This window comes from Chroococcidiopsis sp. (genome assembly GCF_051657925.1).
In the GTDB taxonomy this organism is placed as follows: Bacteria; Cyanobacteriota; Cyanobacteriia; order Cyanobacteriales; family Chroococcidiopsidaceae; genus Chroococcidiopsis.
Genome location: NZ_JBOFLP010000039.1, coordinates 1 through 22729, shown reverse-complemented (window position 1 = coordinate 22729; position 22729 = coordinate 1). Strand labels below are relative to the sequence as shown.

26 protein-coding genes and 1 pseudogene are annotated in these 22729 nt (G+C 45.8%); 20 read left to right on the top strand and 7 right to left on the bottom strand.

What is annotated here, in order from left to right:
• Nucleotides 1-50: 50 nt before the first annotated feature.
• Nucleotides 51-2897 carry a polysaccharide biosynthesis protein gene (locus ACRC32_RS02875; protein WP_438552554.1) on the bottom strand — a complete coding sequence of 949 codons (2847 nt, stop codon included), beginning with the start codon at nucleotides 2895-2897 and terminating at the stop codon, nucleotides 51-53.
• Between the two features lie 1129 nt (nucleotides 2898-4026).
• Here ACRC32_RS02875 and ACRC32_RS02870 point away from each other — a divergent pair.
• Entirely contained in the window at nucleotides 4027-4992 is a 966-nt protein-coding gene (locus tag ACRC32_RS02870; RefSeq protein WP_438552553.1) for a ribonuclease Z, read from the top strand.
• 31 nt (nucleotides 4993-5023) lie between these two features.
• Here ACRC32_RS02870 and ACRC32_RS02865 read toward each other — a convergent pair whose 3' ends face one another.
• Both ACRC32_RS02865 and cobU read right to left on the bottom strand, forming a co-directional pair.
• Nucleotides 5024-5449, bottom strand: coding sequence for a hypothetical protein (locus ACRC32_RS02865; protein WP_438552552.1), 426 nt, complete (start codon nucleotides 5447-5449; stop codon nucleotides 5024-5026).
• 221 nt (nucleotides 5450-5670) lie between these two features.
• Nucleotides 5671-6249: a bifunctional adenosylcobinamide kinase/adenosylcobinamide-phosphate guanylyltransferase gene (gene cobU / locus ACRC32_RS02860; protein ID WP_438552568.1), complete on the bottom strand. Its 579-nt coding sequence runs from the start codon at nucleotides 6247-6249 to the stop codon at nucleotides 5671-5673.
• A gap of 121 nt (nucleotides 6250-6370) precedes the next feature.
• On the opposite strand from cobU, the gene ACRC32_RS02855 reads away from it, so the two are divergent.
• Nucleotides 6371-6988, top strand: coding sequence for a hypothetical protein (locus ACRC32_RS02855; RefSeq protein ID WP_438552551.1), 618 nt, complete (start codon nucleotides 6371-6373; stop codon nucleotides 6986-6988).
• Nucleotides 6989-7039: 51 nt separating this feature from the next.
• Here the strand turns inward: ACRC32_RS02855 and ACRC32_RS02850 are convergent, their stop codons facing one another.
• Nucleotides 7040-7216: a hypothetical protein gene (locus tag ACRC32_RS02850; protein WP_438552550.1), complete on the bottom strand. Its 177-nt coding sequence runs from the start codon at nucleotides 7214-7216 to the stop codon at nucleotides 7040-7042.
• Between the two features lie 159 nt (nucleotides 7217-7375).
• On the opposite strand from ACRC32_RS02850, the gene ACRC32_RS02845 reads away from it, so the two are divergent.
• The 10 genes and pseudogenes from ACRC32_RS02845 (at nucleotide 7376) to ACRC32_RS02800 (ending at nucleotide 11755) form a co-directional block, all read left to right on the top strand.
• Nucleotides 7376-8347, top strand: a complete 972-nt coding sequence (locus ACRC32_RS02845) for a sodium-dependent bicarbonate transport family permease (RefSeq protein WP_438552549.1) — start codon at nucleotides 7376-7378, stop codon at nucleotides 8345-8347.
• A 5-nt stretch (nucleotides 8348-8352) separates the two neighbouring features.
• The gene (locus tag ACRC32_RS02840) at nucleotides 8353-8649 is read left to right on the top strand and encodes a P-II family nitrogen regulator (RefSeq protein WP_438552548.1); all 297 of its coding nucleotides are present in this window, start codon (nucleotides 8353-8355) and stop codon (nucleotides 8647-8649) included.
• A 71-nt stretch (nucleotides 8650-8720) separates the two neighbouring features.
• Nucleotides 8721-9464, top strand: coding sequence for a carbonic anhydrase (locus tag ACRC32_RS02835; RefSeq protein WP_438552547.1), 744 nt, complete (start codon nucleotides 8721-8723; stop codon nucleotides 9462-9464).
• Between the two features lie 33 nt (nucleotides 9465-9497).
• Nucleotides 9498-9887, top strand: a pseudogene (locus ACRC32_RS02830) (DUF4365 domain-containing protein); the annotation flags it as partial.
• Nucleotides 9888-9968: 81 nt separating this feature from the next.
• Nucleotides 9969-10493 (top strand): chlororespiratory reduction 6 domain-containing protein, encoded by a 525-nt coding sequence (locus tag ACRC32_RS02825; RefSeq protein ID WP_438552546.1) that lies wholly within the window; start codon nucleotides 9969-9971, stop codon nucleotides 10491-10493.
• 103 nt (nucleotides 10494-10596) lie between these two features.
• Entirely contained in the window at nucleotides 10597-10746 is a 150-nt protein-coding gene (locus tag ACRC32_RS02820; protein WP_438552545.1) for a hypothetical protein, read from the top strand.
• Nucleotides 10747-10918: 172 nt separating this feature from the next.
• Complete coding sequence (locus tag ACRC32_RS02815; protein WP_438552544.1) at nucleotides 10919-11140, top strand: hypothetical protein; 222 nt, start codon at nucleotides 10919-10921, stop codon at nucleotides 11138-11140.
• Entirely contained in the window at nucleotides 11140-11298 is a 159-nt protein-coding gene (locus ACRC32_RS02810; RefSeq protein WP_438552543.1) for a PIN domain-containing protein, read from the top strand. Before ACRC32_RS02815 ends, ACRC32_RS02810 begins: the two co-directional genes overlap by 1 nt.
• Entirely contained in the window at nucleotides 11298-11537 is a 240-nt protein-coding gene (locus ACRC32_RS02805; protein WP_438552542.1) for a type II toxin-antitoxin system VapC family toxin, read from the top strand. The genes ACRC32_RS02810 and ACRC32_RS02805 overlap by 1 nt, the downstream gene beginning before the upstream one ends.
• Nucleotides 11534-11755 carry a hypothetical protein gene (locus ACRC32_RS02800; protein WP_438552541.1) on the top strand — a complete coding sequence of 74 codons (222 nt, stop codon included), beginning with the start codon at nucleotides 11534-11536 and terminating at the stop codon, nucleotides 11753-11755. The genes ACRC32_RS02805 and ACRC32_RS02800 overlap by 4 nt, the downstream gene beginning before the upstream one ends.
• Here ACRC32_RS02800 and ACRC32_RS02795 read toward each other — a convergent pair.
• The 3 genes from ACRC32_RS02795 to ACRC32_RS02785 all read right to left on the bottom strand — a co-directional run bounded on the left by ACRC32_RS02795 (nucleotide 11721) and on the right by ACRC32_RS02785 (nucleotide 16644).
• Nucleotides 11721-12851, bottom strand: coding sequence for a CO2 hydration protein (locus ACRC32_RS02795; protein WP_438552540.1), 1131 nt, complete (start codon nucleotides 12849-12851; stop codon nucleotides 11721-11723). The two genes, ACRC32_RS02800 and ACRC32_RS02795, sit on opposite strands and share 35 nt — an antisense overlap.
• A gap of 217 nt (nucleotides 12852-13068) precedes the next feature.
• On the bottom strand, nucleotides 13069-14565 hold the full coding sequence (locus ACRC32_RS02790; protein ID WP_438552539.1) for an NADH-quinone oxidoreductase subunit M: 1497 nt from the start codon (nucleotides 14563-14565) through the stop codon (nucleotides 13069-13071).
• A 231-nt stretch (nucleotides 14566-14796) separates the two neighbouring features.
• Nucleotides 14797-16644: an NAD(P)H-quinone oxidoreductase subunit F gene (locus ACRC32_RS02785; protein ID WP_438552538.1), complete on the bottom strand. Its 1848-nt coding sequence runs from the start codon at nucleotides 16642-16644 to the stop codon at nucleotides 14797-14799.
• A gap of 668 nt (nucleotides 16645-17312) precedes the next feature.
• Between ACRC32_RS02785 and ACRC32_RS02780 the strand changes: the two genes are divergently transcribed.
• The 8 genes from ACRC32_RS02780 to ACRC32_RS02745 form a co-directional block, all read left to right on the top strand.
• Complete coding sequence (locus tag ACRC32_RS02780; protein WP_015153092.1) at nucleotides 17313-17621, top strand: carbon dioxide-concentrating mechanism protein CcmK; 309 nt, start codon at nucleotides 17313-17315, stop codon at nucleotides 17619-17621.
• A gap of 81 nt (nucleotides 17622-17702) precedes the next feature.
• Entirely contained in the window at nucleotides 17703-18044 is a 342-nt protein-coding gene (locus ACRC32_RS02775) for a carbon dioxide-concentrating mechanism protein CcmK (RefSeq protein WP_015153091.1), read from the top strand.
• A gap of 6 nt (nucleotides 18045-18050) precedes the next feature.
• Nucleotides 18051-18365 carry a EutN/CcmL family microcompartment protein gene (locus tag ACRC32_RS02770; protein ID WP_192154987.1) on the top strand — a complete coding sequence of 105 codons (315 nt, stop codon included), beginning with the start codon at nucleotides 18051-18053 and terminating at the stop codon, nucleotides 18363-18365.
• 55 nt (nucleotides 18366-18420) lie between these two features.
• Entirely contained in the window at nucleotides 18421-20109 is a 1689-nt protein-coding gene (locus ACRC32_RS02765; RefSeq protein WP_438552537.1) for a ribulose bisphosphate carboxylase small subunit, read from the top strand.
• A gap of 39 nt (nucleotides 20110-20148) precedes the next feature.
• Entirely contained in the window at nucleotides 20149-20322 is a 174-nt protein-coding gene (locus ACRC32_RS02760) for a hypothetical protein (protein WP_438552536.1), read from the top strand.
• Nucleotides 20323-20367: 45 nt separating this feature from the next.
• Nucleotides 20368-21000 (top strand): transferase, encoded by a 633-nt coding sequence (locus ACRC32_RS02755; RefSeq protein ID WP_438552535.1) that lies wholly within the window; start codon nucleotides 20368-20370, stop codon nucleotides 20998-21000.
• Nucleotides 21001-21180: 180 nt separating this feature from the next.
• On the top strand, nucleotides 21181-21969 hold the full coding sequence (locus ACRC32_RS02750) for a carbon dioxide-concentrating mechanism protein (RefSeq protein WP_015153087.1): 789 nt from the start codon (nucleotides 21181-21183) through the stop codon (nucleotides 21967-21969).
• 278 nt (nucleotides 21970-22247) lie between these two features.
• A partial coding sequence (locus tag ACRC32_RS02745) for a LysR family transcriptional regulator (RefSeq protein ID WP_438552534.1) occupies nucleotides 22248-22729 on the top strand: 482 nt, incomplete at its 3' end.

Sequence of the window (22729 nt, the reverse complement as noted above, 5' to 3'; positions counted from 1 at the left end):
CTCCCTTAGCTCTCTTCTTCCCTACTCCCTGCTCCCTACTCCCTGCTCCCTCATAAGGGTTGCAATTGCGAATTAATCAGCGTACTGGCAGCATCTTTGTTAATGGGTTTGGCGAAAAAGTAGCCTTGTCCGTATTGGCATTCTAGAGCGTTGAGTTGTGCTAGCTGAGCCGCAGTTTCTACACCAGTTACCGTTGTCTCTACACCCAAGTTGCGAGAGATCGCCACGATTGTCCGCAAAATCTCTAAGCTCTCTTCATCAGTATCAATTTGATTGACGAGGGAGCGATCGACGCTGAGGCGATCGAATTTTTCATAGCACATGCGATTGGGGAGCCTTTGCAGTAAGCTCAAAAATGAATAGCCAATACCCAAATTATCAATTTGTAATTCTACATTTAATGCTTTGAGTTCTATTACCCTTTGATTGGCAAATTCAATATCCGATAAGATGGCGCTTTCAGGAATTTCCAGACGCAAATTTCGAGGATTCAATCCAGTCTGTTCCAGAACGAGTCCCAACTGCGCTACAAGATTTGGATAAGCGAACTGGGTGCTGGAAAGATTCACGCTCACAGTCAAAGGAATTTTGGGATAGCACTCTTGCCACAGGCGTAGCTGTTGACAAGCTTGCCGCAACGACCACCAGCCGATAGTTGAGATCGCGTCTGTTGCTTCTAGAGCAGAAATAAAGTCCGTAGGTGAAACTACACCTTGCGTGGGGTGCTGCCAGCGTAAGAGCGCTTCAAACCCAACAATTCTATTGGTTTGCAACACAACAATCGGTTGGTAGTGAATCTCAAATTCACCCTGCTCGAATGCTTGCTCAATTTCCTGTAGCTGAATTTTGGACTGGCGATCGAGTGCAGCAATAGGTGTATCTAGAATATGCTGCCGCTTTGTTCTCGGAACGATAAGTTCATCCAGTAGTTTTTCTTGGCTGGCAGGTAATTGTTTGGGAATTGGAGAGTTTTGTGGCTTATATTCAGGTACGAGCTGTTGTAATAAGAAGGCGATCGCCGGAGCATCATTTTGCCGTGCGGCATCGCACAGTGCTTCTACCAAAGAATTTAAAGTTTTTGGCGTAAAGTTACTGGCATTTTTGACAATCAGAATTTTTTCGTGTTCTGTCTTTTCGTACTGTTCGCCGGGGATGAACAGTTCTTCAAATAGCTTTTCTCCTGGTCGCAACCCCGTAAACTGAATTTTAATATCCTTATCGACCTGCAATCCAGACAGCCGAATCAAATCTTTCGCTAGATCCACAATCTTCACTGGCTGTCCCATGTCTAGCATCAATATGGCTCCGCCGCAGCCAACAACCGCCGCTTGCAACACCAATTGCACGGCTTCGGGAATTGTCATGAAATAGCGTCGAATATCGGGATGAGTAACGGTAATCGGTCCCCCTTTAGCAATTTGTTGCTTGAAGGTAGGCACGACACTACCTCTGCTACCCAGCACGTTACCAAACCGGACGACGACATAAGGTTTGCCGCTCTTTTGCGCTGCTTGCAGAACGAGCATTTCAGCAGTCCGCTTGCTAGCTCCCATAATATTAGTTGGGTTGACTGCCTTATCCGTAGAAATCATTACGAATTGGTTGACATCGTATCTCAGAGCAAGATCGAGCAGGTTTTTCGTCCCTAAGACGTTGTTGGTAATCGCTTCTGGTGAGTTCACCTCCATCAGGGGTACGTGCTTGTGCGCGGCAGCATGGAAAACGATATCTGGGCGAAATTGGTCAAAAGCATACTCTAAGCGCGATGGAAAGCGAATATCGGCGATAAAAGCACGCAGATGTGGCATATATCCCTGCATCGTGCCGTCTTGCCGCAGCACTTCCATGACTCGTTCCAATTCTTGTTGGATGTAAAAGACCGAATTTTCGCCGTGTCCTACCAGCATGATTTCTGCGGGACGACAGCGAAAGACTTGACGGCAAAGTTCGCTACCAATCGACCCACCTGCGCCGGTTATAAGTACTTTTTTACCTGTTAATAACTGCGAGACTTTTTGCCCGTCTGTTTGAATTGGTTCCCGACGCAATAAGTCTTCAATTTTGATTTCGCGAATGCTTTCGATCGCCACGCGACCGTTGAAACCGTTGACAATTTCGCTGACGCTAGGTAAAGTGCTGGTACGCACGCCGCTCGATTGACAGATATCTAAGATCTCGCGAATGACTTCGCCAGGGGCGCTCGGCATGGCGATCGCGACGCGATCGACACGCAAGGAACGTACAATTTTCGGGATTTGATGGCGATCGCCAACTACAGGTAAACTGCGAATTCTTAATTGCAATTTCGCCGGATCGTCGTCGATAAAAGCGATGGGGTAAAGATTGAAGTGTGGGTTCTGCTGCATCTGTTGGGCAATTGTCACGCCTGCATTACCCGCACCAACAATTAGCAAGCGTTCGCTACTTTTAGGTTGAGCCTGCCTGTGGTTTGCTCTTTCGACCACTCGAATGCTCAAGCGAAGTCCACCCAAGAAGATTAGGCTGAGTATTCCATCTAGCAGCGCTAGCGATCGCGGCAAGACAGCGGAAAAATTAGACCAGTTATTGAAGGCATAGACAATTATTGTTTCGAGGACAATCGCTGCTAATATCAGCATGACGATTTGCGTCAGCTCGTCAATACTAGCGTAGCGCCAACACCGTCGATAAAAACCACAACTATATAAGATGCTCAGTTTTACAATGATAAATAGGGTAGAGACAATCGCTAACTGAAGCCCATGAGTGTTGAGGGTTTCACCAATGTTAAATTCGTCCAAGCGCAGGCTTAGTGCTAGGACTGGCGCGATCGAAAATACGATTGTGTCGAGAATAATAAAATGTCGATTTCTGATTCCCAATAAAGCTTTGGATACTTGTTCTACTATGATTTTCATTTTGTTGACAGGTGCTTCGGAAATTGAAGAGTTTAAGCTTCATTTACTTAAGATTTTGCAGCAGATGCTACATGCAATTTTTGCACGAATACTTATCTCTGCTTTCGATCGCTACAGTCTGCAATTGGAATAAACAGCCGAACAATTCAGGCATTTTACGCCCAATTCAGGATACTGCGATATTTTTGAAATCTGAAAAAACATGAACAACCTAGTGCTTAGATATCTCTAGCACAACGACAGGATGCTCGCCAAATTAGACCGAGCTTCTCGTCCATTTTTTCAGAAAAAGCTAATACGCTCTATTTTAATTGAATGGATTTTAACGTTGTAGATAAATCAATAATATGATGCCAGGATTTCCATCAGCATCTTTAAACTGTGCCAGTTCGATCGCAAAAAATTGAGTTATTAATCATTACTTTTTTCTTTGTATTCCTCCTCTCCTATATATCAACGCTCGCTAAGAGTTTACCACAACTTTCACACCCCTTGAAAGAATTTTTACCGCAGACTCATAAAATTTTGAGTTTTTTTGATACTGAATATCAGTAAAATTACAGTTGACGAAGCATTTTTAGATACATATAGATTTGGTGAAAGAAAAACTTTAACTTCACCCAAACTGGCTCGAATTCGACACAGTTTTAGGGCAATGCTGCAAATTTCGACACAGGTTTTGCCGCTGTAGCTGCACCACGGGAAATGAGATTGGAGATAGGGAGGTATTACAACCTTCTGAGCTTACAGCCACTATACCAATAAAAACAGTTATTAATAATTAAAATAGCAGTAATCATCAACTAGAGAAACTAGCAAAAACAGGTAATATTTAGATTTATCTTCATAAAAGGCGCTTTGTAATTACAATCGCCCTAAAAAACCTAAAAATAAGAACACAACTGTAGTATGTCAAAAACTCGACCAACCTGAATCTACCAAATACTTAAAGCTAAAACTAATCGTACTGGGTCTTGATTCGACTAGGTTGAGGAGAGGCAAAAGGAAAGTCTCCAAGTCAGAAGTCAAAGTACATCCCATACCCCGATTCGCGGATTACCGATCGCCGATCGCGTGGCAGTATAGATAAAGAATACGTCAGCCATGTCGTAGATCGACAGCAGCCGCAGTGCAGATTACTTTTTTAGGAACCAGTTCCGGCGTACCGACGCGATCGCGTAATGTTTCTAGTGTTGCCCTTCGCCTACCGCAACGAGCCGAAGTCTGGCTATTTGACTGCGGGGAAGGAACTCAGCATCAGATTATGCGGAGTGACTTAAAAATTAGCCAAATTAACCGCATTTTCGTCACTCACATGCACGGCGATCATGTTTTTGGATTAATGGGATTGCTAGCCACCTGTGGTTTAGCGGGTAGTCCGCATCGAATTGATATTTACGGTCCGCCAAAGTTAGAAGAGTATCTCCGCGCCTGCGGTCGCTATTCTCAAACTCATCTATCTTACCCGCTGCACGTCCATACAGTACAGCCTGGGATTGTTTACGAGGATGAAGAATTTACAGTGAGTTGCGATCGCTTAGAGCATCGCGTCCCCGCTTTTGGCTATCGGATTGCTGAAAAAGATCGTCCTGGGCGGTTCGATGTCGAAAAAGCCAAGGCGTTAAACATCCCTCCTGGGAGAGTATACGGTCAACTGAAGCGGGGTGAAACTGTAACTCTCAATGATGGACGGGTCATTCGGGGAGTCGATCTATGCGGTGACACAGAAGCAGGGCGCAAGCTAGCATACTGCACCGATACAATTTTCTGCGATGGGGCGGTTGCTCTTGCCCAAGGTGCGGACGTATTGATTCACGAAGCGACATTTTCTCATATCGATGCAGAACTCGCTTTTCAACGTTTGCATTCCACATCAACGATGGCAGCACAAACGGCATTAGCTGCCCAAGTGAAGCTGCTAATTATGACACATTTTAGCCCTCGCTATGCTCCTGGTAATGACATTCAATTGCAACACCTTCTAGAAGAAGCGCGGGCGATCTTTCCCAATACTGAAATGGCACACGACTTTTTAACTTATGAAATTCCCCGTCGTCGCCAACCAGAGGGAGAAAAGCAAGCGGCAAAGGTCTAGTTGAGCTGCGTGCCTAATTTATTGAAGCTATCTAACCGCGATCGCGCATTGACATCAGCCGTTGTTGTATGTCTTTGAGCTTTACTTGGGAGTTGACTGGCGATCGCGGCGGGGGAACGTCAAGGTTGGGCCAACTCAGTAAGTCGTTGCAAGGACAGCAAGCCGGAGGCATTCCCACATTACGCATGGGTACGGGCATAGCACAACGGGCGCAAGGAGACACATCCCATTCTGGCGTGAGTAAATCGGCTACTGATTCCTCTGTTCCTTCCAAGTAGCAGTCGCCTGCATCGGGTGCGTTAATACGTTGCCAGCAATCTTCAAAAGCTTGGCTGTAGCGATCGCCTTTTATCACTGGTTGTGGTAGCAAGCGTTCTTGTCCGTCGCGGATGACGACATGCTTACCTAACTGAAACCAGTATGCGAGATATCTTCTAACGTCTTGTGTGGATGCCATTTTAAGAAGGGAGTAGGGAGTAGGGAGTAGGGAGTAGGGGGAAGAGAGCTGAGGGAGACAAGGGGGACAAGGGGGACAAGGGAGCAGAGGAGCAGAGGGGCAGAGGAGATGTCGGGAGCAATTCTGGTTCCACTGGTTCCACCAGCCACTAGCCACTCACTACACCCCACACCCCACACCCCACACCCTACACCCTTTCTTCACTGATAACTGACTCTATGCTATCGTTTCTCGTTTAAAGGGGTAGGTAGTGGAGAACCCAGCAGACTGAGGTTCAGGACGTGTCCACCGACGATGAGGTAAACGGGGTTGGCAACAGCTCCTAAGCGACGGACTAAATGACCTAAGCGATCGCGAAACAACCTGCCGCTTGAATAAGCTGGCACTACGCCCCAGGTAGCTTCTTCTGCTACAACAATTACATCTTTATTGTCTAAGCGCTCTAAACTTAAGATTAAATTTTGCTCCGTTGCTGCCCAAGTAATGCTATCCTGCTCCAGCAAATTCGCTACCCACGTTCCAAGCGAATCGACTAGCAAGCAGCAACAGGAGGGAGCTGTGGCGATTGTTTCGGTTAAGTTTTCTGGCGCTTCTACGGTTAACCAGCCAGCAGGACGGCGATCGCGGTGTTGGGAGATCCGTTGTTGCCACTCAGGATCGTTGGCATTGGTTTGAGCCGTCGCAATGTAAATCACAGATTTTCCAGATTGCATTGCTAGAGTTTCTGCCCATTCACTTTTACCAGATTTAGTTGGTCCAGTAACGAGTACAATTCGACTCGAAGGAGAAGTTGGCATCATTGTTGTAAGTCGTAAGTCGTAAGTCGCAATTAAAACACGCACCACTCACTACACCCTACACCTCACACCCTATTGATTACTAACCACTAGCCACTAGTCACTAGCCACTAAATATAAACACATGAAACAGGCACTACAACGAATTCACGCAACTTTAGACCAATTAGAGACGCTCAAGCAGTTTATCACTGAACCGTCTACTGTTACCGATCGCCCGATCTCATTTCAGATTTTGCCAGTAGCTCCAAAAGTCGATTTACCTCCACCATCAGCAGTAGAGAGCGAACTTCCCCAGTCACCACAGTTACCCCAGTTTTCTACTAGCAGCGTTGAACCGTCATCAACAACGACAACTCAAATAGAGCGATCGCCATCAGCACCAATTGTCGATTTAGAACAAATAGCACAGAGAATTCAAGCACTCTACTACGAAGGTCCAATTGTTGATGCTTGGATCGATTCTTATCCAACTGCTCCAGAATCGGACGACGCGATCGAGGAAATCGTCTTTGAACGTCCAGATTTATCGACAACAGATTTATCTCCAACTAGCTATCGTGTTTGCGGTCTCGATGCCTCCGGTGAGCAATGGTCTTATCCTTGTCCTCTCGATCAATTGTTGGAGCTGAGTGTCGCGATCGCTCGCTATCACAAAATACAAGAACTCTTAGCACAAAAACGCCAGTTAGAAACTCAACTCAATTCGAGCGCGATCGCCTCAGAAAACGATAAGTTTTGACAGTTGCATTTTTCAATTTGTGCTGATTTTATCTATGAACATCCTATAGATCTATACAGATACTTGACAAAGAAACTTTGCAGCAAAATCGCCAGATGAATTATGGCATGAGCGCTGAGTTATTGTCTCAGTTGTAGCAATAGCGATCGATTGCGGCGCGATCGCTTCTTTTGACAATCGAGCAACAGATACAGAAATAACCTCATCTTCTGATAAACTATGCCTCATACTATTCCTGAATGGTAGAAATTACCTAATTGGAATGGTGAAACTCCATCGAGCGCTCTTGTTGGTGTCAGGTGGTTGAATTTAACATAAAACATTAAGTTTTGCGATGATTAAAACTTTTTTGGGTATCTGTTTCCACAAACCAGAGGAGAGGTGGGAATGGATGTAAGCTTGATCGCGTCTAACGTTCTGAGTCCGCCAGTGCTGTTCTTTTTTCTGGGGATGTTAGCTGTTTTTCTCAAATCAGATTTAGAAATTCCTCAACCATTACCCAAACTTTTTTCGCTTTATCTCCTATTTGCCATTGGGTTTAAAGGAGGAAACGAACTTGTCAAAAGCGGAGTCAGCCAAGAAGTCATACTTACCCTTTTGGCAGCGGTGATGATGGCTTGTATCGTGCCGATTTATACATTCTTTATTCTCAAAGTCAAACTCGACTTGTATAACGCAGCTGCGATCGCGGCTACTTATGGTTCTATCAGTGCTGTCACCTTCATTACTGCTGGTTCTTTTCTGACTGAACTGGGAATTGATTTTAGCGGTTACATGGTAGCGGCTTTAGCTTTGATGGAATCCCCAGCAATTATTGTCGGACTGCTTTTGGTGAAACTATTTGCGATCGACAAGCAAGACGGCGATTTTTCTTGGTCGGAAGTTTTGCAAGAAGCTTTTCTCAACAGTTCGGTTTTTCTTTTAGTTGGTAGCCTAATAATAGGTGCAGTGTCAGGAGAAAAAGGCTGGAAGGTAGAAGAACCATTCACTCAAGGCATATTTTACGGAGTCTTGACCTTCTTTTTGTTAGATATGGGATTAGTTGCTGCTGGAAGAATCAAAGATCTAGGTAAAACTGGTACGTTTTTGATTTCTTTTTCTATATTGATACCAATAGTTAATGCGGCAATTGGCATACTTTTAGCAAAAGCGATCGGGATGCCGCAGGGAAATGCACTTTTATTTTCGGTGTTGTGTGCGAGTGCCTCTTATATAGCGGTTCCAGCTGCTATGAGGATGACGCTACCAGAAGCCAATCCTAGCCTTTACGTTACTGCCGCTCTAGCACTGACATTTCCCTTCAATATCATTGTGGGAATTCCTTTGTACTTGTACGGCATCAATCTGCTTTGGGGGTAGAAATTATGCACGCGGTCAAAAGAATAGAAGTCCTTGCCGATTCGATAGAGCTGCCAAAAATTTTAGCAGGTTTGGATAAGGCAGGCATCATCGGACACACCGTCATCCGAAATGCGATCGGTAGAAGTCCTGGTGCAGATGCAACACAGCTTGATAATGTCTACATTATTGCTTTTTGTATGCCAGAACAGATTAAGCCAGTCATAGAAAACATTCGACCGATCCTGAATAAATTCGGCGGTGCTTGTTATATCTCCGATGCAATGGAGATTCGTTCTGTTAGATGTATTGCTTCGCTTTAATCAGTTATCAGTTATCAGTGGCTGGTGGCTAGGGTGCTGCTGCCTAGTTACTTGCTTTGTCAGGAAGGATTATGAGTCGTCAGAATAAGTTTATCGATCGCCGTCAGTTTTTGAAGATAGCGGGTGTTGGTGTTAGCGTTGCTGCAAGTAGCCTACTTGGTTACGCTCGATCGGCGCAAGCCGCAGTTACAGAAGACATTGAACCTGAGAGTCCTAATACAGCATTGAAAAGATTGTTAGCAGGAAATCAACGTTTCGTGCAGCAAAAGCTGGAACATCCGCATCAATCGCAGACACGCTTGCAAGAAGTGGCTACCGCACAGCATCCGTTTGCTACTCTTCTAAGTTGTGCTGATTCTCGCGTTCCGGCGGAAATTTTGTTCGATTTGGGAATTGGCGATTTGTTTGACGTGCGGATTGCTGGAAATATTGTGACTGCTGAAGCACTCGGCAGCTTAGAATATGCTGCAGCAATGTTAGGAACTCCCCTAATTATGGTATTAGGTCACGAACGATGTGGTGCAGTTACAGCAGCAGTCAAAGGCAAGCCACTTCCAGGACAAATTAGCAGTTTTGCAAAAGCGATCGAACCTGCGATAACTACGTTAAGCTCCGCTAACGCGCAACTTAATAATAAATCAAATAGTAAATCGGCAGACGATTTAGTTGAAAATGCAGTTGTGGCAAACGTGCGCTACCAAGTAAAAAAATTAGAGCAATCGGATCTTTTAATGCAACTGGTACGAGAAGGCAAACTGCAAATTGTTGGAGGACGCTACGATTTAGACACAGGAGAAGTAGCGATCGTGACTTGAGCGATAATTTCAATTTACAAAAGTCACTAAAGCATCCATCAAAAAATAGGAAGGGCTGGTGAAGCCTTTTTTGAATATTTTGTAAGTAGTATTCTAGGTTGGATCTATAGACCAGTTCACCAAGAATCCGATTTTGGGGTTGATGGATATATCGATATTGTTAAAGATGGCAACGTAACAGGTAAGAGCATTGCTGTTCAAATCAAGTGTGGGAATTCTTACATTTCAAAGAAGTCTAAAGGTGGAATCAAGTATGAAGGCAAGAATAAACACCTAAATTATTATCTGAATTTACAAAGTCCAATCATTTTTGTAGTCCTAAATGATGATTTTTCTAAAATCTTTTGGGTTCTATTTGATATTGAGAAAACACCTGAAAGCAAGTCTGGTTGGTGGATTGAAATACCTAAACAAAATAAATTAGATACAACTGTCAAAGACATTTATTCTAGAATAGCGGGTGAATCTGAGGACTACTCAGAAGAGATACAAAGATTATGGGCTATGAACAAAGCCCTCAGCGAAGCTTCTTTATTAGTCTTTGCAGTCTCAAAATCTGAGATCATTGGTAGTGACTTGTCAACTCTTGATACTTTGGTTAAAAGACTGACGAAAAATAAAGAGATGACGATTAGTAAAAGAGCTTCTGCTGAGATCTTTTTTCCTGAATACGATTCTGACCCCAGAGAACTTTATCAGATCCCAGAAGTACGACGATGGTTTCGGAAAACAATAGATGAAGAGTTTCCTTGGTTCTATTTCCTCAATCATAATGTAGGTATTAGTCTTACGGTACTTTACTGCTGTACTTGTAAAGTTTCATTTCAAGGGATATACGACAACAAGCATGGTCTTGAACTCGATCCTGATGAAACTGGTTGGTGGCTTGAACAAAACTTTTTGAACCTGAACAAGTTTGTAGAGGTTAATGGAATTTCTGAAAAAATCAATCGAGAAGTTTCTGCTGGGATAGCCAATTGGTTCAAGGCATTTTTAAGCAGTGATGCAGCTAATTTTGTTACGAACTAATACAGTGTTTGCGAACTCTCAGTTTGGTTGCAAGAATATTTGGATGAGATGTGGGATCGGCAAATTGTAGCCGATTTAGGATCGGGTAAACTAGACAATCTAATTGCTAAAGCAGAGGCAGATATTACAACTCATAGCTAGCAAATGCACTCACGCAGCAAATATTATTAGAGCGATCGCCATGCCAAGATCTGCTATCAGCTTAGATTTAGAACCAGGTCAAAAAGCGACTTTGCAACCCGTAACTTGGTAGGGATTTGATAAATTTTTTTTCTAAGTTAGGAGAACGACGGCTTGCTGAGGAGGCAGTGCTTTGAAGGTAAGAATAGAATCATTCTGGTACAAATTAGGTCAGCAGAACATCTAGAACATGAAGCTTTAGCAGCAATTTACAATAATCGTAGAGAACTTTAGGAGAAAAGTTGATGACATTGCAAGAATTGCAAAACCAGGCGTTGCAGTTGCCAATTGGCGATCGCTGGCAGTTGGTACAAACTCTTCTAGATTCTCTAAAACAGGAAACACAGCCTCAATTGAGACGGAGAAACCTGTCGCGGCTGCGAGGGATTGCAAAGAGTTCGCCAGCTTTAGGGGAGACTGATACTATAGAGGATTACGTAACTTATTTGACCGAGAAATACCAGTAATGCGGGTTTTGATTGATACTAATGTGGTTCTTGACTTTTTACAAGAGCGGGAACCGTTTGTGGAAAATGCAGCCAGACTATTTGAGCGTCTTGATACTGGAGAGATCGAGGGACTGATTGCAGCAACGACAATATCCGCAGAACAGCAGGGAGAGTAGTGGCTCAAGATGCGATCGCTCAAGTTCTGGCAGATCTAAACATTTGTGCAGTCAGTCGAGAAGTACTGGAACAAGCTCTTGCATTGAATTTTCAAGATTTTGAGGACGCAGTACAGTATGCCTGCGCGATGATGCATAACGTAGATGCAATAGTGACTCGCGATAGAGCTGGATTTGTTAATGCAGAGATTCCTGTAGTGTTACCTGAAGAACTTGATACTATTAGCAGTAGTGGGTGAAGAAAATAAAGCAACATTCGGCGCGACATAGCTTTACCCCTCAAGCCTTCAGTTGGAGCAGTTTAGCAATTTCAGCTAGTTCAGCTTGCTGTTTTTTAGTTAGCGATCGCCGTGCCATGAGAATTCATCTATTCAGCAAGCGATCGCACCCCTCCATCCTAAAACAGCACGATCGCCTCCCATCTACCTATTCACATCCAACAACCGCGAAGTCATAAATCGATCCATCCAATTTTCGAGGTAAGTTATATTTGCCTGTTGTTCCGATGGATCTTCAGTATTTGCGGGATAAGGCATCAATCCTAAAATTGCGGCTGTGGTAACGCAGAACATCGACTTTTGAAAAGTCATACAAATTTGTACTCGTAAATCATCTTCTCCGCGCTTGCTATGACGATAAATTTTATGCAGATACTCGGGTAAGTAATGCCGCATATCTTGCATCAACAGCGTGGGAGGAATGCCAGCACCGCCAATTGGTAACGGATCTGCATATAACGCACCGTAGGCAAATCGCGCTTGATCGGGGGGAATTTGATGTGCTTGAGCGTTGTAAGAAACTGTACCTTGGAACGGCGTACCTCGGAAGAAAACCGCCTCTACGTAGGGTACGGCTGTATCAGAAAGGAAAGTTAAACCCGCACTTTTGGGAATAATTTCATACTCTTTGCCTTTAATTTTTACCGTGTAAGAAATTGGTGTATTGGCATCAGCAACCAAACCATTTAAGATATGTTCAACTACCTGCGGAATAGTTTTAATTTCACCGCGATCGTAGCGATCGCTCAGCTTCAAAAACATATCGCTCATGATGTGCCAAAATTGACCCAAGCCGCTGTAATAAGCTTGCTGGCGCACCAATTCTGGTAAAAATTCTGGGAAAAGCTGGTTTAATCCCAAAACCAAAGGATTGTTTGTAAACTTGGCTTGAATAGCTGCTGCTGCTCGTTCTTTAAATTCCAGCGTATCTAAATAAGCATCCAAACCGCCGCCACCATGCCAGAACATAGCTTTCATACAGTATTCAGCGTATTCAAAATTGATGCGATCGTGCCACCAATGACGGAGTAATTTCCTAATAGAAAATTCTCCGTTGAAATACTTGAAAAAGGGAAAAAAGACTAAAAACTGATTCTCTGAGATATATATTAAATTTCGCCAGTAGGCATCCAAAACTACACCGTAGCTTTTGAGAATTCCTACAACTTCTAAAACATTTTCAGGAGTATCTGCGAGTAGAGCTTCTCCTGTTTGTAACTTTTGAATATATTCTGCTAAAGGATGGCTGGTAGGCTTGTTAGTGATGCTGACCATTGCTAATTATCAGTTATCAGTTATCAGTTGTCAGTTGTCAGCGATCGGCGTATAGACTTTGCATGTCATGTCTGGTCATGTCTGTACGCAGCGCTCGGCAAATGGTTTTATTGGCGGAATAGAACTATATATTTCATTCTTCCATACATCGGTTGGTAAAACCTGCTCCTACCGGGATGAATCTTGTTAGGAGGGACAGATTTTAGTAAAACCATTTCTACGATCGCGGATTCTTGACCGCTAGATGAGCGATCGCCTCTACATTATTTACCATTGCCGTAGTTGTCCGTTCGCTCCACCGCGCCATCCAACTCGGTTGAATCCCCAACACTACAATTAGTATTGCTAAAGCGATCGCGGGAATACGATCCGACCAGTAAACTTTAGGTAAATTCTCAACCTGGGGCGATAGCCGTCCGAAAAAGGCGCGGTTTACCAAGAGTAAGAAATACACCGCAGTCAAACCAGTACCTACCATACTGAGGAGAGTTTGGGTAGGGAAGACGGGAAAACTGCCGCGAAAAACGAGAAACTCTGCCACAAACCCTACCATACCAGGAATTCCAGCGCTTGCCATCACGCCCAAAATCATCAAGCTGCCAATGACAGGTAAACCTCGCTCGGGGTTGAGTAGTCCTCTTAACACTTGAGTATCCCGACTACCCGCTTTTTCGTAAACAACTCCCACTAGTAAAAACAGTAGTGCCGAAATTAAACCGTGACTGATCATTTGCAACACGGTCGCCAAAATACTCAAAGGTGTCGCCGCCGCCGCTGCCAGTAACACGTAACCCATGTGACCGATAGAGCTATAGGCTACCATCTTTTTCATATCAGTTTGGGCGATCGCGCAGGAAGCCCCATACAACACGCTGACCACTGCCCAAGTTGCCAGCCAAGGGGCGAATGCTGCCCAAGCCTCCGGTAACAAGTCCATGCCAAAGCGCAACAAACCGTAAGTTCCCAATTTCAACAACACCCCTGCCAGTAGCACGGAAACGGGTGTAGAAGCCTCGACGTGAGCATCTGGTAGCCAAGTATGGAAAGGAACCAGAGGGATTTTAATCCCAAAACCTACAACAATTGCCCCTAGTAAAATGAATTGCGCTGTCAACGGTAAACTCAAAGCAGCCGTGCGTAAGGGTTCGTAAGCAAAAGAACCCGTACCGCTTAATAAAACTAGACCCAAAAAGGCAGCTAAAATCAGAATGCCTGAAATTGCCGTATAAATTAGAAACTTCGTCGCTGCATAGCCGCGCCTTGTGCCACCCCAAATCGCAATTAACAAATATAGGGGAATCAGTTCCAGTTCGTAGAACAGAAAGAATAGCAAGAGATCCTGAGACAGGAAAGCTCCAGCAACACCCGTATTGAGTAGCAGAATGAGAGAATAGTAGAATCGCGATCGCGCCACTTGGTTATTGGTGCTGTAAAGTGCAACGCAAGTGAGTAAGCCATTCAACACCAATAATGGGAAAGATAACCCATCCACGCCTAAGCGATAGCTCAAACCCAAAGCATCTATCCAAGGTAGTGCTTCTTGAAACTGAAAAGCACCATCTCCAGGATCGAATCGAAACCCGAGAACAATACTCCAAATAAATGTAGCAGCAGTAACTGCTAAAGCAATATAGCGCGATCGTGTCTCACCTGAAGGCAAAACCCAGATTAGCACCGCACCTAAGACTGGTAAGCAAATGAAAGCACTGAGCATCTCTATAGAGGGAGTAGGGAGTAGGGAGTAGGGAGTAGGGGAAAAAGAGCTGAGGGAGACAAGGGGGACAAGGAAGACAAGGGGGACAAGGGAGCAGAGGAGCAGAGGGGCAGAGGAGATGTCGGGAGCAATTCTGGTTCCACTGGTTTCACCAGCCACTAGCCACTCACTACACCCCACACCCTACACCCTTTCTTCACTGATAACTGATAACTGACAACTGATAACCAGTCACTGAAAAATGTATCCTAAAGACCAGCTGATAATTAAGCCGAGCAGACCGACTCCGAGGAGGATGGTTAGCATATAGGCTTGCGATTGACCGGAGATGGTGTACTTCAAGCTTTGACCGCTAAAGATGGTGACAATGCCAACTAGATTTACTAAGCCATCTAAGATGTAGCGATCGATCCAGGCGGAAATTTTGGAGATCGAATTCACTGCCAAAACAACGGTGACTTTGTAAACCTCATCTACATAGAAATCGTAGCCCAACAAGTCTTGCAAAAATCGCCACTGCAATTGCACGGGTCGCGACCAAGCTTTATGCAGGTATATTGTCGAGCCGATTGCCAGCCCTAATCCACTTGATGCCATTAAGAGAGTAACTGCTTGCCAGTTGATGTTTTCCCAACTCGGTAACAATCCCCACTGCTGTAACATCAACGGAACTAGCAGAGTTACTATTGTCAGCGACACCATAGGTAAAGCCATATGCCACATGACCTCTGGAGCGCGACGAGTTTTTGGCTGCGGGTCGCCCCAGAAGACGAGTCGGAAGAGGCGAGTGAGATTGAGTGTCGTTAAACCATTAACTACGAGCAATACGCCGACAACCCAAGGGCTAACTATCCAAAAGCCGTTTGCCCATTGCACCATTGCCCAGAAGCTACCCAAAGGGATGAACGTCACCAGTCCGGCTGCGCCGACGACAAAAGCCGTTGTGGTCGCAGGCATCCGCGACCACAAACCTCCCATTTCCGTTAAATCTTGGGTGTGTGTGGTGGCAATGATCGAGCCTGCACTCATAAATAGTAATGCCTTGGCGATCGCGTGGGTAAATAGCAACATCAGCGCTACGCCACCCTGTTGCAAGCCTACCGATAAAAAGACCAGTCCCATGTATGCGCTAGTCGAATGGGACAGCGCCCGTTTAATATCAATTTGGGCGATCGAAACTAACGATGCTCCTACTGCCGTTACCGTGCCGAGAATGACTAAAATTTCAGATGCTACAGGTGACAGCGCCAATATGGGCTGCAATTTATACAATACATATGCCCCACCCGATACCACCATCGAGTTTCGCAGTACGGAAGCGGGGTTGGGACCTTCCATCGCCTCGTCTAACCATAAATGCAAGGGAAATTGAGCGCACTTCCCGGCTGGTGCAGCAATTAAAGCTATGCCTAGTAGCGTTGATGTTAAAGGCGATAGTTGCGCTGTCTGCGCCCATTCATTCAAGTCGGAGAAGTTCAGGCTACCGGCGAAGGAAGCGAGTGTGACAACTCCCATCAATAACAGTATGTCCCCTACCCGTTTTGTTAAAAAGGCATCCCTTGCCGCTGTTACTACCAACGGCTGAGCGTACCAAAAGCCGACCAGCAGATAGGTAGAAAGCGTCAGTATTTCTAGTAAAGCGTAGCTAAGGATCAAGGAATCACTCAAAGCCAAGCCCGATAGCGCTGCCTCAAAAAATCCCATCAAGGCAAAAAATCGCGCTATGGCATAGTCTTTCTCCATGTACCCCAAGGCGTAAATCTGTGCCAGCAAGCTCAAACCAGTAATGAGAACTGCTGCACCGAGGGTGACTGGCGATACGTCCAACGCAAAAGATAAATCTAAGTCGGCAGCTTTGAACCAGGTAAACAGAAAGCTTTGCGGTTCTCGATCCCACATATCCATCAGCAGAATAACGCTGTGGATAAAAGCCACCACGGTCATTAATAAGTTCAGGTAAGCGGCGGGTCTCGGTCCAGTGCGACGCACTATTCCCGTCGCCCAAGGTAAGGTGAGGACTGCACCAATCAAACCATAGAAGGGAACCCACCAACTATTTATGAATAAAAACTGCGTCATTTGCAATTTTCCTACTTATTTGCAACTAAAAAAAATTTTATTTGGTAGCAATTCTAGTTCTCTCAGTAGAGATGTTTGAATTTTTTTAATTTCTGTTTGTCAATCTCGTTCGGACTATTTTTGTTCTTTGAATGTTTTCATTATTAATAGTTTTTCCTTACAAAATGTAGCCGGATAAGTATTTCCTCATCTGATTTCCACTCTTGCCAAATTTCACTCTTTGTATTAATCGTGTAAAATGGATTTAGCTTGAGTGTAGGCAATTATAGCACCCAAGCAGGCGAGATTTCGTCGGTCAGTGGCTATCGGTCAGTAAAAACTCCTAGAACCATCAGAGGCGACCTTCGGCAATCGCTCTAGAGGATGAAGTCACTGAGTTATAAGTTTGCTTTATCTAAATGTAATTAAAAAATTATAAAACAAAAGTAGAATAGCGATAAATAGGGGCGGTTTAGATGTCAGATCGAGCTAAAAACGCACCGTTAAGTTTTTTTAAACATTCTCATTCAAAATTATCATAATGATTTATATTGTCAGGGGAGCAAAGCTTCCCTATGCTTATTTCAGGAAGACTTTTTTCTAATTAAGAATGGGTATTCTCGTCAAAAATTTACTGTCAAACTAAATCCACTAGGTTTACTTACGCGCCATCAAGGAGAAGAGTAAAAATGCCGATCGCGGTTGGAATGATTGAGACCAAGGGCTTTCCCGCAGTTGTTGAAGCAGCAGATGCGATGGTAAAAGCTGCCCGTGTCACTCTAGTGGGTTACGAGAAAATTGGTAGCGCTCGCGTCACGGTGATCGTGCGGGGCGACGTTTCAGAAGTACAAGCTTCGGTTTCCGCTGGCATTGAAGCAGCTAAACGAGTCAATGGTGGTGAAGTTCTCTCCACCCACATCATTGCCCGTCCCCACGAAAACCTTGAATACGTACTGCCAATTCGCTATACCGAGGCTGTAGAACAGTTCCGCACTTAGCCGCGATAAATCCTTAGCTTTCAGCTTTCAGTTTTTCAGTTTGATAACCTTACGCTACTTTCAGTTACGGAGTAAAACAAAATGGCAATCGCAGTAGGAATGATTGAAACGTTGGGCTTCCCCGCAGTTGTGGAAGCAGCTGACGCGATGGTAAAAGCAGCTCGCGTCACTCTGGTGGGCTATGAAAAGATTGGTAGCGGTCGAGTCACGGTGATCGTACGAGGCGACGTTTCGGAAGTGCAAGCTTCGGTTTCCGCTGGTATAGATTCCGTCAAGCGCGTGAATGGCGGACAGGTCTTGTCTACCCACATCATCGCTCGTCCTCACGAAAACCTAGAATACGTGCTGCCGATTCGTTATACAGAAGCTGTAGAACAGTTCCGCGAGAGCGTCAGCGGCATCCGTCCTTACAACAGACCGTAACCCTGAATGCAAATCGCTCAAGTTCGGGGTACGGTTGTCAGTACCCACAAAGAACCAAGTTTGCGAGGAGCCAAGCTACTGTTGTTGCAATTTATCGATGCTGACGGTCGCCTGCTACCTAAATATGAGGTAGCAGCCGATTGGATAGGTGCTGGTGTGGATGAGTGGGTTTTAGTTAGTCGCGGCAGTGCTGCCCGTCAGATCGAGGGCAATCAATCGCGTCCCCTAGATGCATTGGTAGTAGGAATTATCGATACTGTCAGCGTAGACAATCGCAACCTGTACAGCAAAAGAGAGCAAGATCGATCGAGCTTTCCTTAGGCGATCGCGGCAAAGTCAATTCATAGCAACAGGATATTTCAGAGGATTTTAACGTATGGTAGCCCGCAGCTATGCTGCCCCGCCTACCCCCTGGTCGAAAAATTTGGCAGAGCCACAGATTGACGAAACTGCATACGTACATTCCTTTTCCAACGTGATTGGGAACGTCCATATCAGTTCTAACGTCCTAATCGCGCCAGGAACTTCAATTCGCGCCGATGAAGGCACTCCTTTTCACATCGGTGCAGGCACGAACGTGCAGGATGGGGTAGTGATTCACGGACTGGAACAAGGTCGCGTGATCGGGGACGATGGCAAACAATACTCGGTGTGGATCGGGAAAAATACTTCCATTACTCACATGGCGTTGATTCACGGACCGGCATATGTGGGAGACGATTGCTTCATCGGCTTTCGTTCCACCGTATTCAACGCCAGAATTGGTAATGGGTGCATTGTCATGATGCACGTCCTGATCCAAGATGTAGAGATTCCGGCTGGGAAGTACGTACCTTCGGGAGCGACGATTACCAACCAACAGCAAGCCGATCGCTTACCCGACGTGCAACAAGTAGACCGAGAGTTTGCGCATCACGTCATTGGGGTCAATAACGCGCTGCGATCGGGTTATCTTTGCGCTGACGATAAGGCTTGCATCACCCCCATTCGCGACGAGCTGTCACAACCTCAAGCGGATGGGGATAAAGGCGTTAATGGGAATGCTAGTGGAATCATGGGTAGAAGATTGAATACAGAAGCAGTGGAGCAAGTGCGACACCTATTGTCGCAAGGATACAAGATTGGAACAGAACACGTAGACCAGCGCCGTTTCCGCACTGGGACGTGGAAGAGTTGCACGCCACTCGAACCTCGCTCGGAGTCAGAGGCGATCGCGGCTTTAGAATCTTGTTTGGCAGAACATGAAGGCGAATACGTCCGGTTGTTTGGGATTGACCCCAAACGCAGGCAGCGAGTATTAGAAACAATTATTCAAAGACCTAACGGACAAGCCCTAATCCAGAGTAACGGTGCGGCGAGAGTTACCGTACCTCCAGCTAGCAGCAGCTACCGCAGTAGTGCGGCTAGCAGTGGCAGCTATGGCAGTGGTTCGACAGGCAGCTCCAAACTCGATTCCGAGACCGTCGAGCAAATTCGCGGTTTGCTAGCACAAGGCTATCAAGTTGGGACGGAACACGTCGATCGCCGTCGCTTCCGCACCGGTTCTTGGGCTAGCTGCGGCACGATTAACTCTAACCAGGTAGCTCAGGTCATTTCAGCCGTGGAAGCCAGCCTCGCTGAGTTTTCAGGGGAGTACGTGCGCTTGATCGGCGTTGACCCCAGACGGAGACAGCGGGTACTAGAAACCATTATTCAGCGTCCCGACGGACCAGTGATTTCTCAGTCAACCGGTCATTCTAATTACGTCTCTGCACCTTCTTACGGTAATGGCAGCAGTGCCAGTTCGGGTAGGGCAACAAGTTCTAAACTGGAGGGCGATGTTGTAGACCAAGTACGCCACCTCTTAGCAGCAGGGCATACAATTGGCTCGGAACACGTAGACCAACGCCGCTTCCGCACTGGTTCTTGGAAGAGTTGTAGCCCAATTACCAGCAGAAACGAGTCCGAGGTCGTTGCCGCGCTGGAAGCTTGTCTTGCCGAACATGAAGGCGAATACGTCCGGTTGGTCGGGATTGATTCCAAACACAAACGACGGGTGCTGGAAACAATTATCCAACGTCCCTAGTACGAGGCGAATTGTAGGGGCGGGTTTACCAGATATATCTTGCCAGTTAGCCAAGAATGCCGGAAAAACCCGCCCGTACAGGAATCGGAAATTGTAGGGGCGGGTTTACCAGATATATCTTGCCAGTTAGCCAAGAATGCCGGAAAAACCCGCCCGTACAGGAGTCAAGGTAAGTCAAAAGTCAAAAGTCAAAAGTTGCGCATTACCTTCTGACTCCTGGCTTCTGTCTCCTGTCTCCTTTTTAAGGATTTAATCTAGATGTCTTTATCGCCACTACACCCAATTGGTAACTTTAATTCGCATATCAGTGGCGAGGTAATCATCGATCGCACGGCAGCGATCGCTCCTGGGGTAGTTTTCCATGCCGACCCAAACAGTAAAATTATTATTGCAGCGGGAGTATGTATCGGAATGGGAGTTGTGCTGCACGCCCATGACGGAAATGTAGAGATCGAGACGGGAGTTAATCTCGGAGCTGGGGTTTTAGTAGTGGGAAAAGCTACAATCGGAGCAAATGCTTGCGTCGGTGCGGCAACGACGATTTTTAATTGTTCTGTCGCTCCCAAACAAGTGATTCCTCCAGGTTCTTTGCTGGGAGATACCAGCCGTCACCTAACGGTAGATTCTACTGTTGAGGTTGAAGAAGCACCGACACCGCCAACTGATGCAACTCAGCCATCGCCACCAACATCGGCAACACTTGGAGCAACACCTGAGTCTAACGGTCAGATGGCTGGATCGGAACAAAGTCAACTAGAACCAACTCAACCGAGTGGCGATCGCATTGTTTATGGCAAAGCTTCCATCACGCGGTTGATGGCAACGTTGTTTCCCCATAGTCAATCATTGAACCAGCCACCACCAGATACTCCTCCATCTCAAGGAACCTAAGTCAAGGCAATTTTAGATTTGGAAATTGGATGGGATTAACTTTATCTGTAAATAGGATGAAGCAGGAAAATGCCCAGACTGACGATTTTAGAATTATTCTGACTTGCGTTGTCGCGGTACGCACCGACAAATCCTCATTTAAAATCTAAAATCTAGAATCTAAAATCGGTTAGATCTACCATGCAGACACAGAATCAAGGGTTCGCCACTTCTGGGCAAGAACATCGGGTACAAAACTTTCAGGAAATGGCTTTAGGCTTGGTATCTACCCGCAGCTTTCCCGCGATTGTCGGGACGGCAGATATGATGCTCAAGACTGCTGAAGTCACCCTAGTAGGATACGAGAAGATTGGCGGCGGGCACTGTACGGCGATCGTGCGCGGTCGTACTGCCGATGTTCGCCTCGCCGTTAGAGAAGGTGCGGCAACGGCTGAAAGCTTTGGCGAGTTGGTTTCCTCATTAGTCATACCTCGTCCCTTGCCGAATCTAGAAGCTGTATTACCAATTGGTCTGCGCCTGCAACAATTGACAGCAAGAGGCTACAGCCGCCTCAGCCATCAAGCTGTCGGACTGCTAGAAACACGGGGATTTCCTGCGATGGTAGGTGCAGCCGATGCCATGCTCAAAGCTGCCGACGTGCAACTTGCCTCTTACGAACGCATTGGGGCTGGGTTATGTACCGTCATCATTCGCGGTAGCGTCTCTAATGTTGCTGTCGCTGTAGAAGCAGGAATGTACGAGGCAGAACGGATTGGTGAACTCAACGCCGTGATGGTGATTCCTAGACCCTTGGACGATTTAGAACAGACCTTACCACTGGCAAGCTGCTGGATCGAGCAACAGCAACCTCTACAACTACCACTCGCCATCAAGGAGAAGGAAAAGGAAAAAGAACTCGTACAATTACCAGATTTAGCTAATTTGCCCGTGCCACTTAAAGAAGAAGAAATCATCCCTCGCGATCTGTAATTGCTGCTATTGACCGTTACTCGTAAGAACTAAGGAAAAGCATCGCACGCGCTGATGAAATGTCGGTGAAATTCTGCGGCTGGTGGGCTAGACCATTCACAGGAGAAGAGTAAATCAATTCCCTACACCCCATAGCGACGTGCAACGCTGCTTGGAAGTCATCTTACGCTCTTTCAGTTGTAAAGAATGGTAACTCATATTCACTATAAATAAAAGCCATTGTTTTTAATAGGTATTATAGGTACATATCTATAATTCAATCTGCTAGGAGAATAGCAGTGAAGCAAGCAACGCTTCACCAATTAAAGGTGTTTGAAGCTGCGGCGCGTAATGGTAGCTTTACCCGTGCCGCAGAAGAGTTGTTTTTAACCCAACCGACTGTTTCCATGCAGGTGAAGCAGCTAACCAAGGCAGTCGGTTTACCTCTATTCGAGCAAGTGGGTAAGCGCCTCTACCTCACGGAGGCAGGACGAGAATTATTTGCTACCTGTCGAGAAATTTTTGAGAAACTCGCTCAATTTGAGATGACAGTAGCAGATTTGAAAGGTTTGAAGCAGGGGAGGTTGCGACTTGCGGTCATTACCACTGCCAAATACTTCGTACCGCGCCTGTTGGGACCATTTTGCCAGCTTTACCCAGGGATTGATATCGCCTTACAGGTAACGAATCATTCAGGGATTGTCGATCGCCTGAAGGAGAATCTGGACGACTTGTATATCATGAGTCAGCTACCAGAACATCTCGATATCGGTTTCCAGCC

Bases quoted from the DNA above. Each gene is read 5' to 3' on its own strand.
- ACRC32_RS02835 (WP_438552547.1), top strand. From the start codon at position 8,721: ATGAGTCGTCAGAATAAGTTTATCGATCGCCGTCAGTTTTTGAAGATA.
- ACRC32_RS02840 (WP_438552548.1), top strand. From the start codon at position 8,353: ATGCACGCGGTCAAAAGAATAGAAGTCCTTGCCGATTCGATAGAGCTG.
- ACRC32_RS02795 (WP_438552540.1), bottom strand. From the start codon at position 12,851: ATGGTCAGCATCACTAACAAGCCTACCAGCCATCCTTTAGCAGAATAT.
- ACRC32_RS02790 (WP_438552539.1), bottom strand. From the start codon at position 14,565: ATGCTCAGTGCTTTCATTTGCTTACCAGTCTTAGGTGCGGTGCTAATC.
- ACRC32_RS02875 (WP_438552554.1), bottom strand. From the start codon at position 2,897: ATGAAAATCATAGTAGAACAAGTATCCAAAGCTTTATTGGGAATCAGA.
- ACRC32_RS02770 (WP_192154987.1), top strand. From the start codon at position 18,051: ATGCAAATCGCTCAAGTTCGGGGTACGGTTGTCAGTACCCACAAAGAA.
- ACRC32_RS02765 (WP_438552537.1), top strand. From the start codon at position 18,421: ATGGTAGCCCGCAGCTATGCTGCCCCGCCTACCCCCTGGTCGAAAAAT.
- ACRC32_RS02775 (WP_015153091.1), top strand. From the start codon at position 17,703: ATGGCAATCGCAGTAGGAATGATTGAAACGTTGGGCTTCCCCGCAGTT.
- ACRC32_RS02850 (WP_438552550.1), bottom strand. From the start codon at position 7,216: ATGAGGCATAGTTTATCAGAAGATGAGGTTATTTCTGTATCTGTTGCT.
- ACRC32_RS02825 (WP_438552546.1), top strand. From the start codon at position 9,969: ATGAACAAAGCCCTCAGCGAAGCTTCTTTATTAGTCTTTGCAGTCTCA.
- cobU (WP_438552568.1), bottom strand. From the start codon at position 6,249: ATGATGCCAACTTCTCCTTCGAGTCGAATTGTACTCGTTACTGGACCA.
- ACRC32_RS02780 (WP_015153092.1), top strand. From the start codon at position 17,313: ATGCCGATCGCGGTTGGAATGATTGAGACCAAGGGCTTTCCCGCAGTT.
- ACRC32_RS02855 (WP_438552551.1), top strand. From the start codon at position 6,371: ATGAAACAGGCACTACAACGAATTCACGCAACTTTAGACCAATTAGAG.
- ACRC32_RS02810 (WP_438552543.1), top strand. From the start codon at position 11,140: ATGCGGGTTTTGATTGATACTAATGTGGTTCTTGACTTTTTACAAGAG.
- ACRC32_RS02865 (WP_438552552.1), bottom strand. From the start codon at position 5,449: ATGGCATCCACACAAGACGTTAGAAGATATCTCGCATACTGGTTTCAG.
- ACRC32_RS02845 (WP_438552549.1), top strand. From the start codon at position 7,376: ATGGATGTAAGCTTGATCGCGTCTAACGTTCTGAGTCCGCCAGTGCTG.
- ACRC32_RS02755 (WP_438552535.1), top strand. From the start codon at position 20,368: ATGTCTTTATCGCCACTACACCCAATTGGTAACTTTAATTCGCATATC.
- ACRC32_RS02750 (WP_015153087.1), top strand. From the start codon at position 21,181: ATGCAGACACAGAATCAAGGGTTCGCCACTTCTGGGCAAGAACATCGG.
- ACRC32_RS02785 (WP_438552538.1), bottom strand. From the start codon at position 16,644: ATGACGCAGTTTTTATTCATAAATAGTTGGTGGGTTCCCTTCTATGGT.
- ACRC32_RS02815 (WP_438552544.1), top strand. From the start codon at position 10,919: ATGACATTGCAAGAATTGCAAAACCAGGCGTTGCAGTTGCCAATTGGC.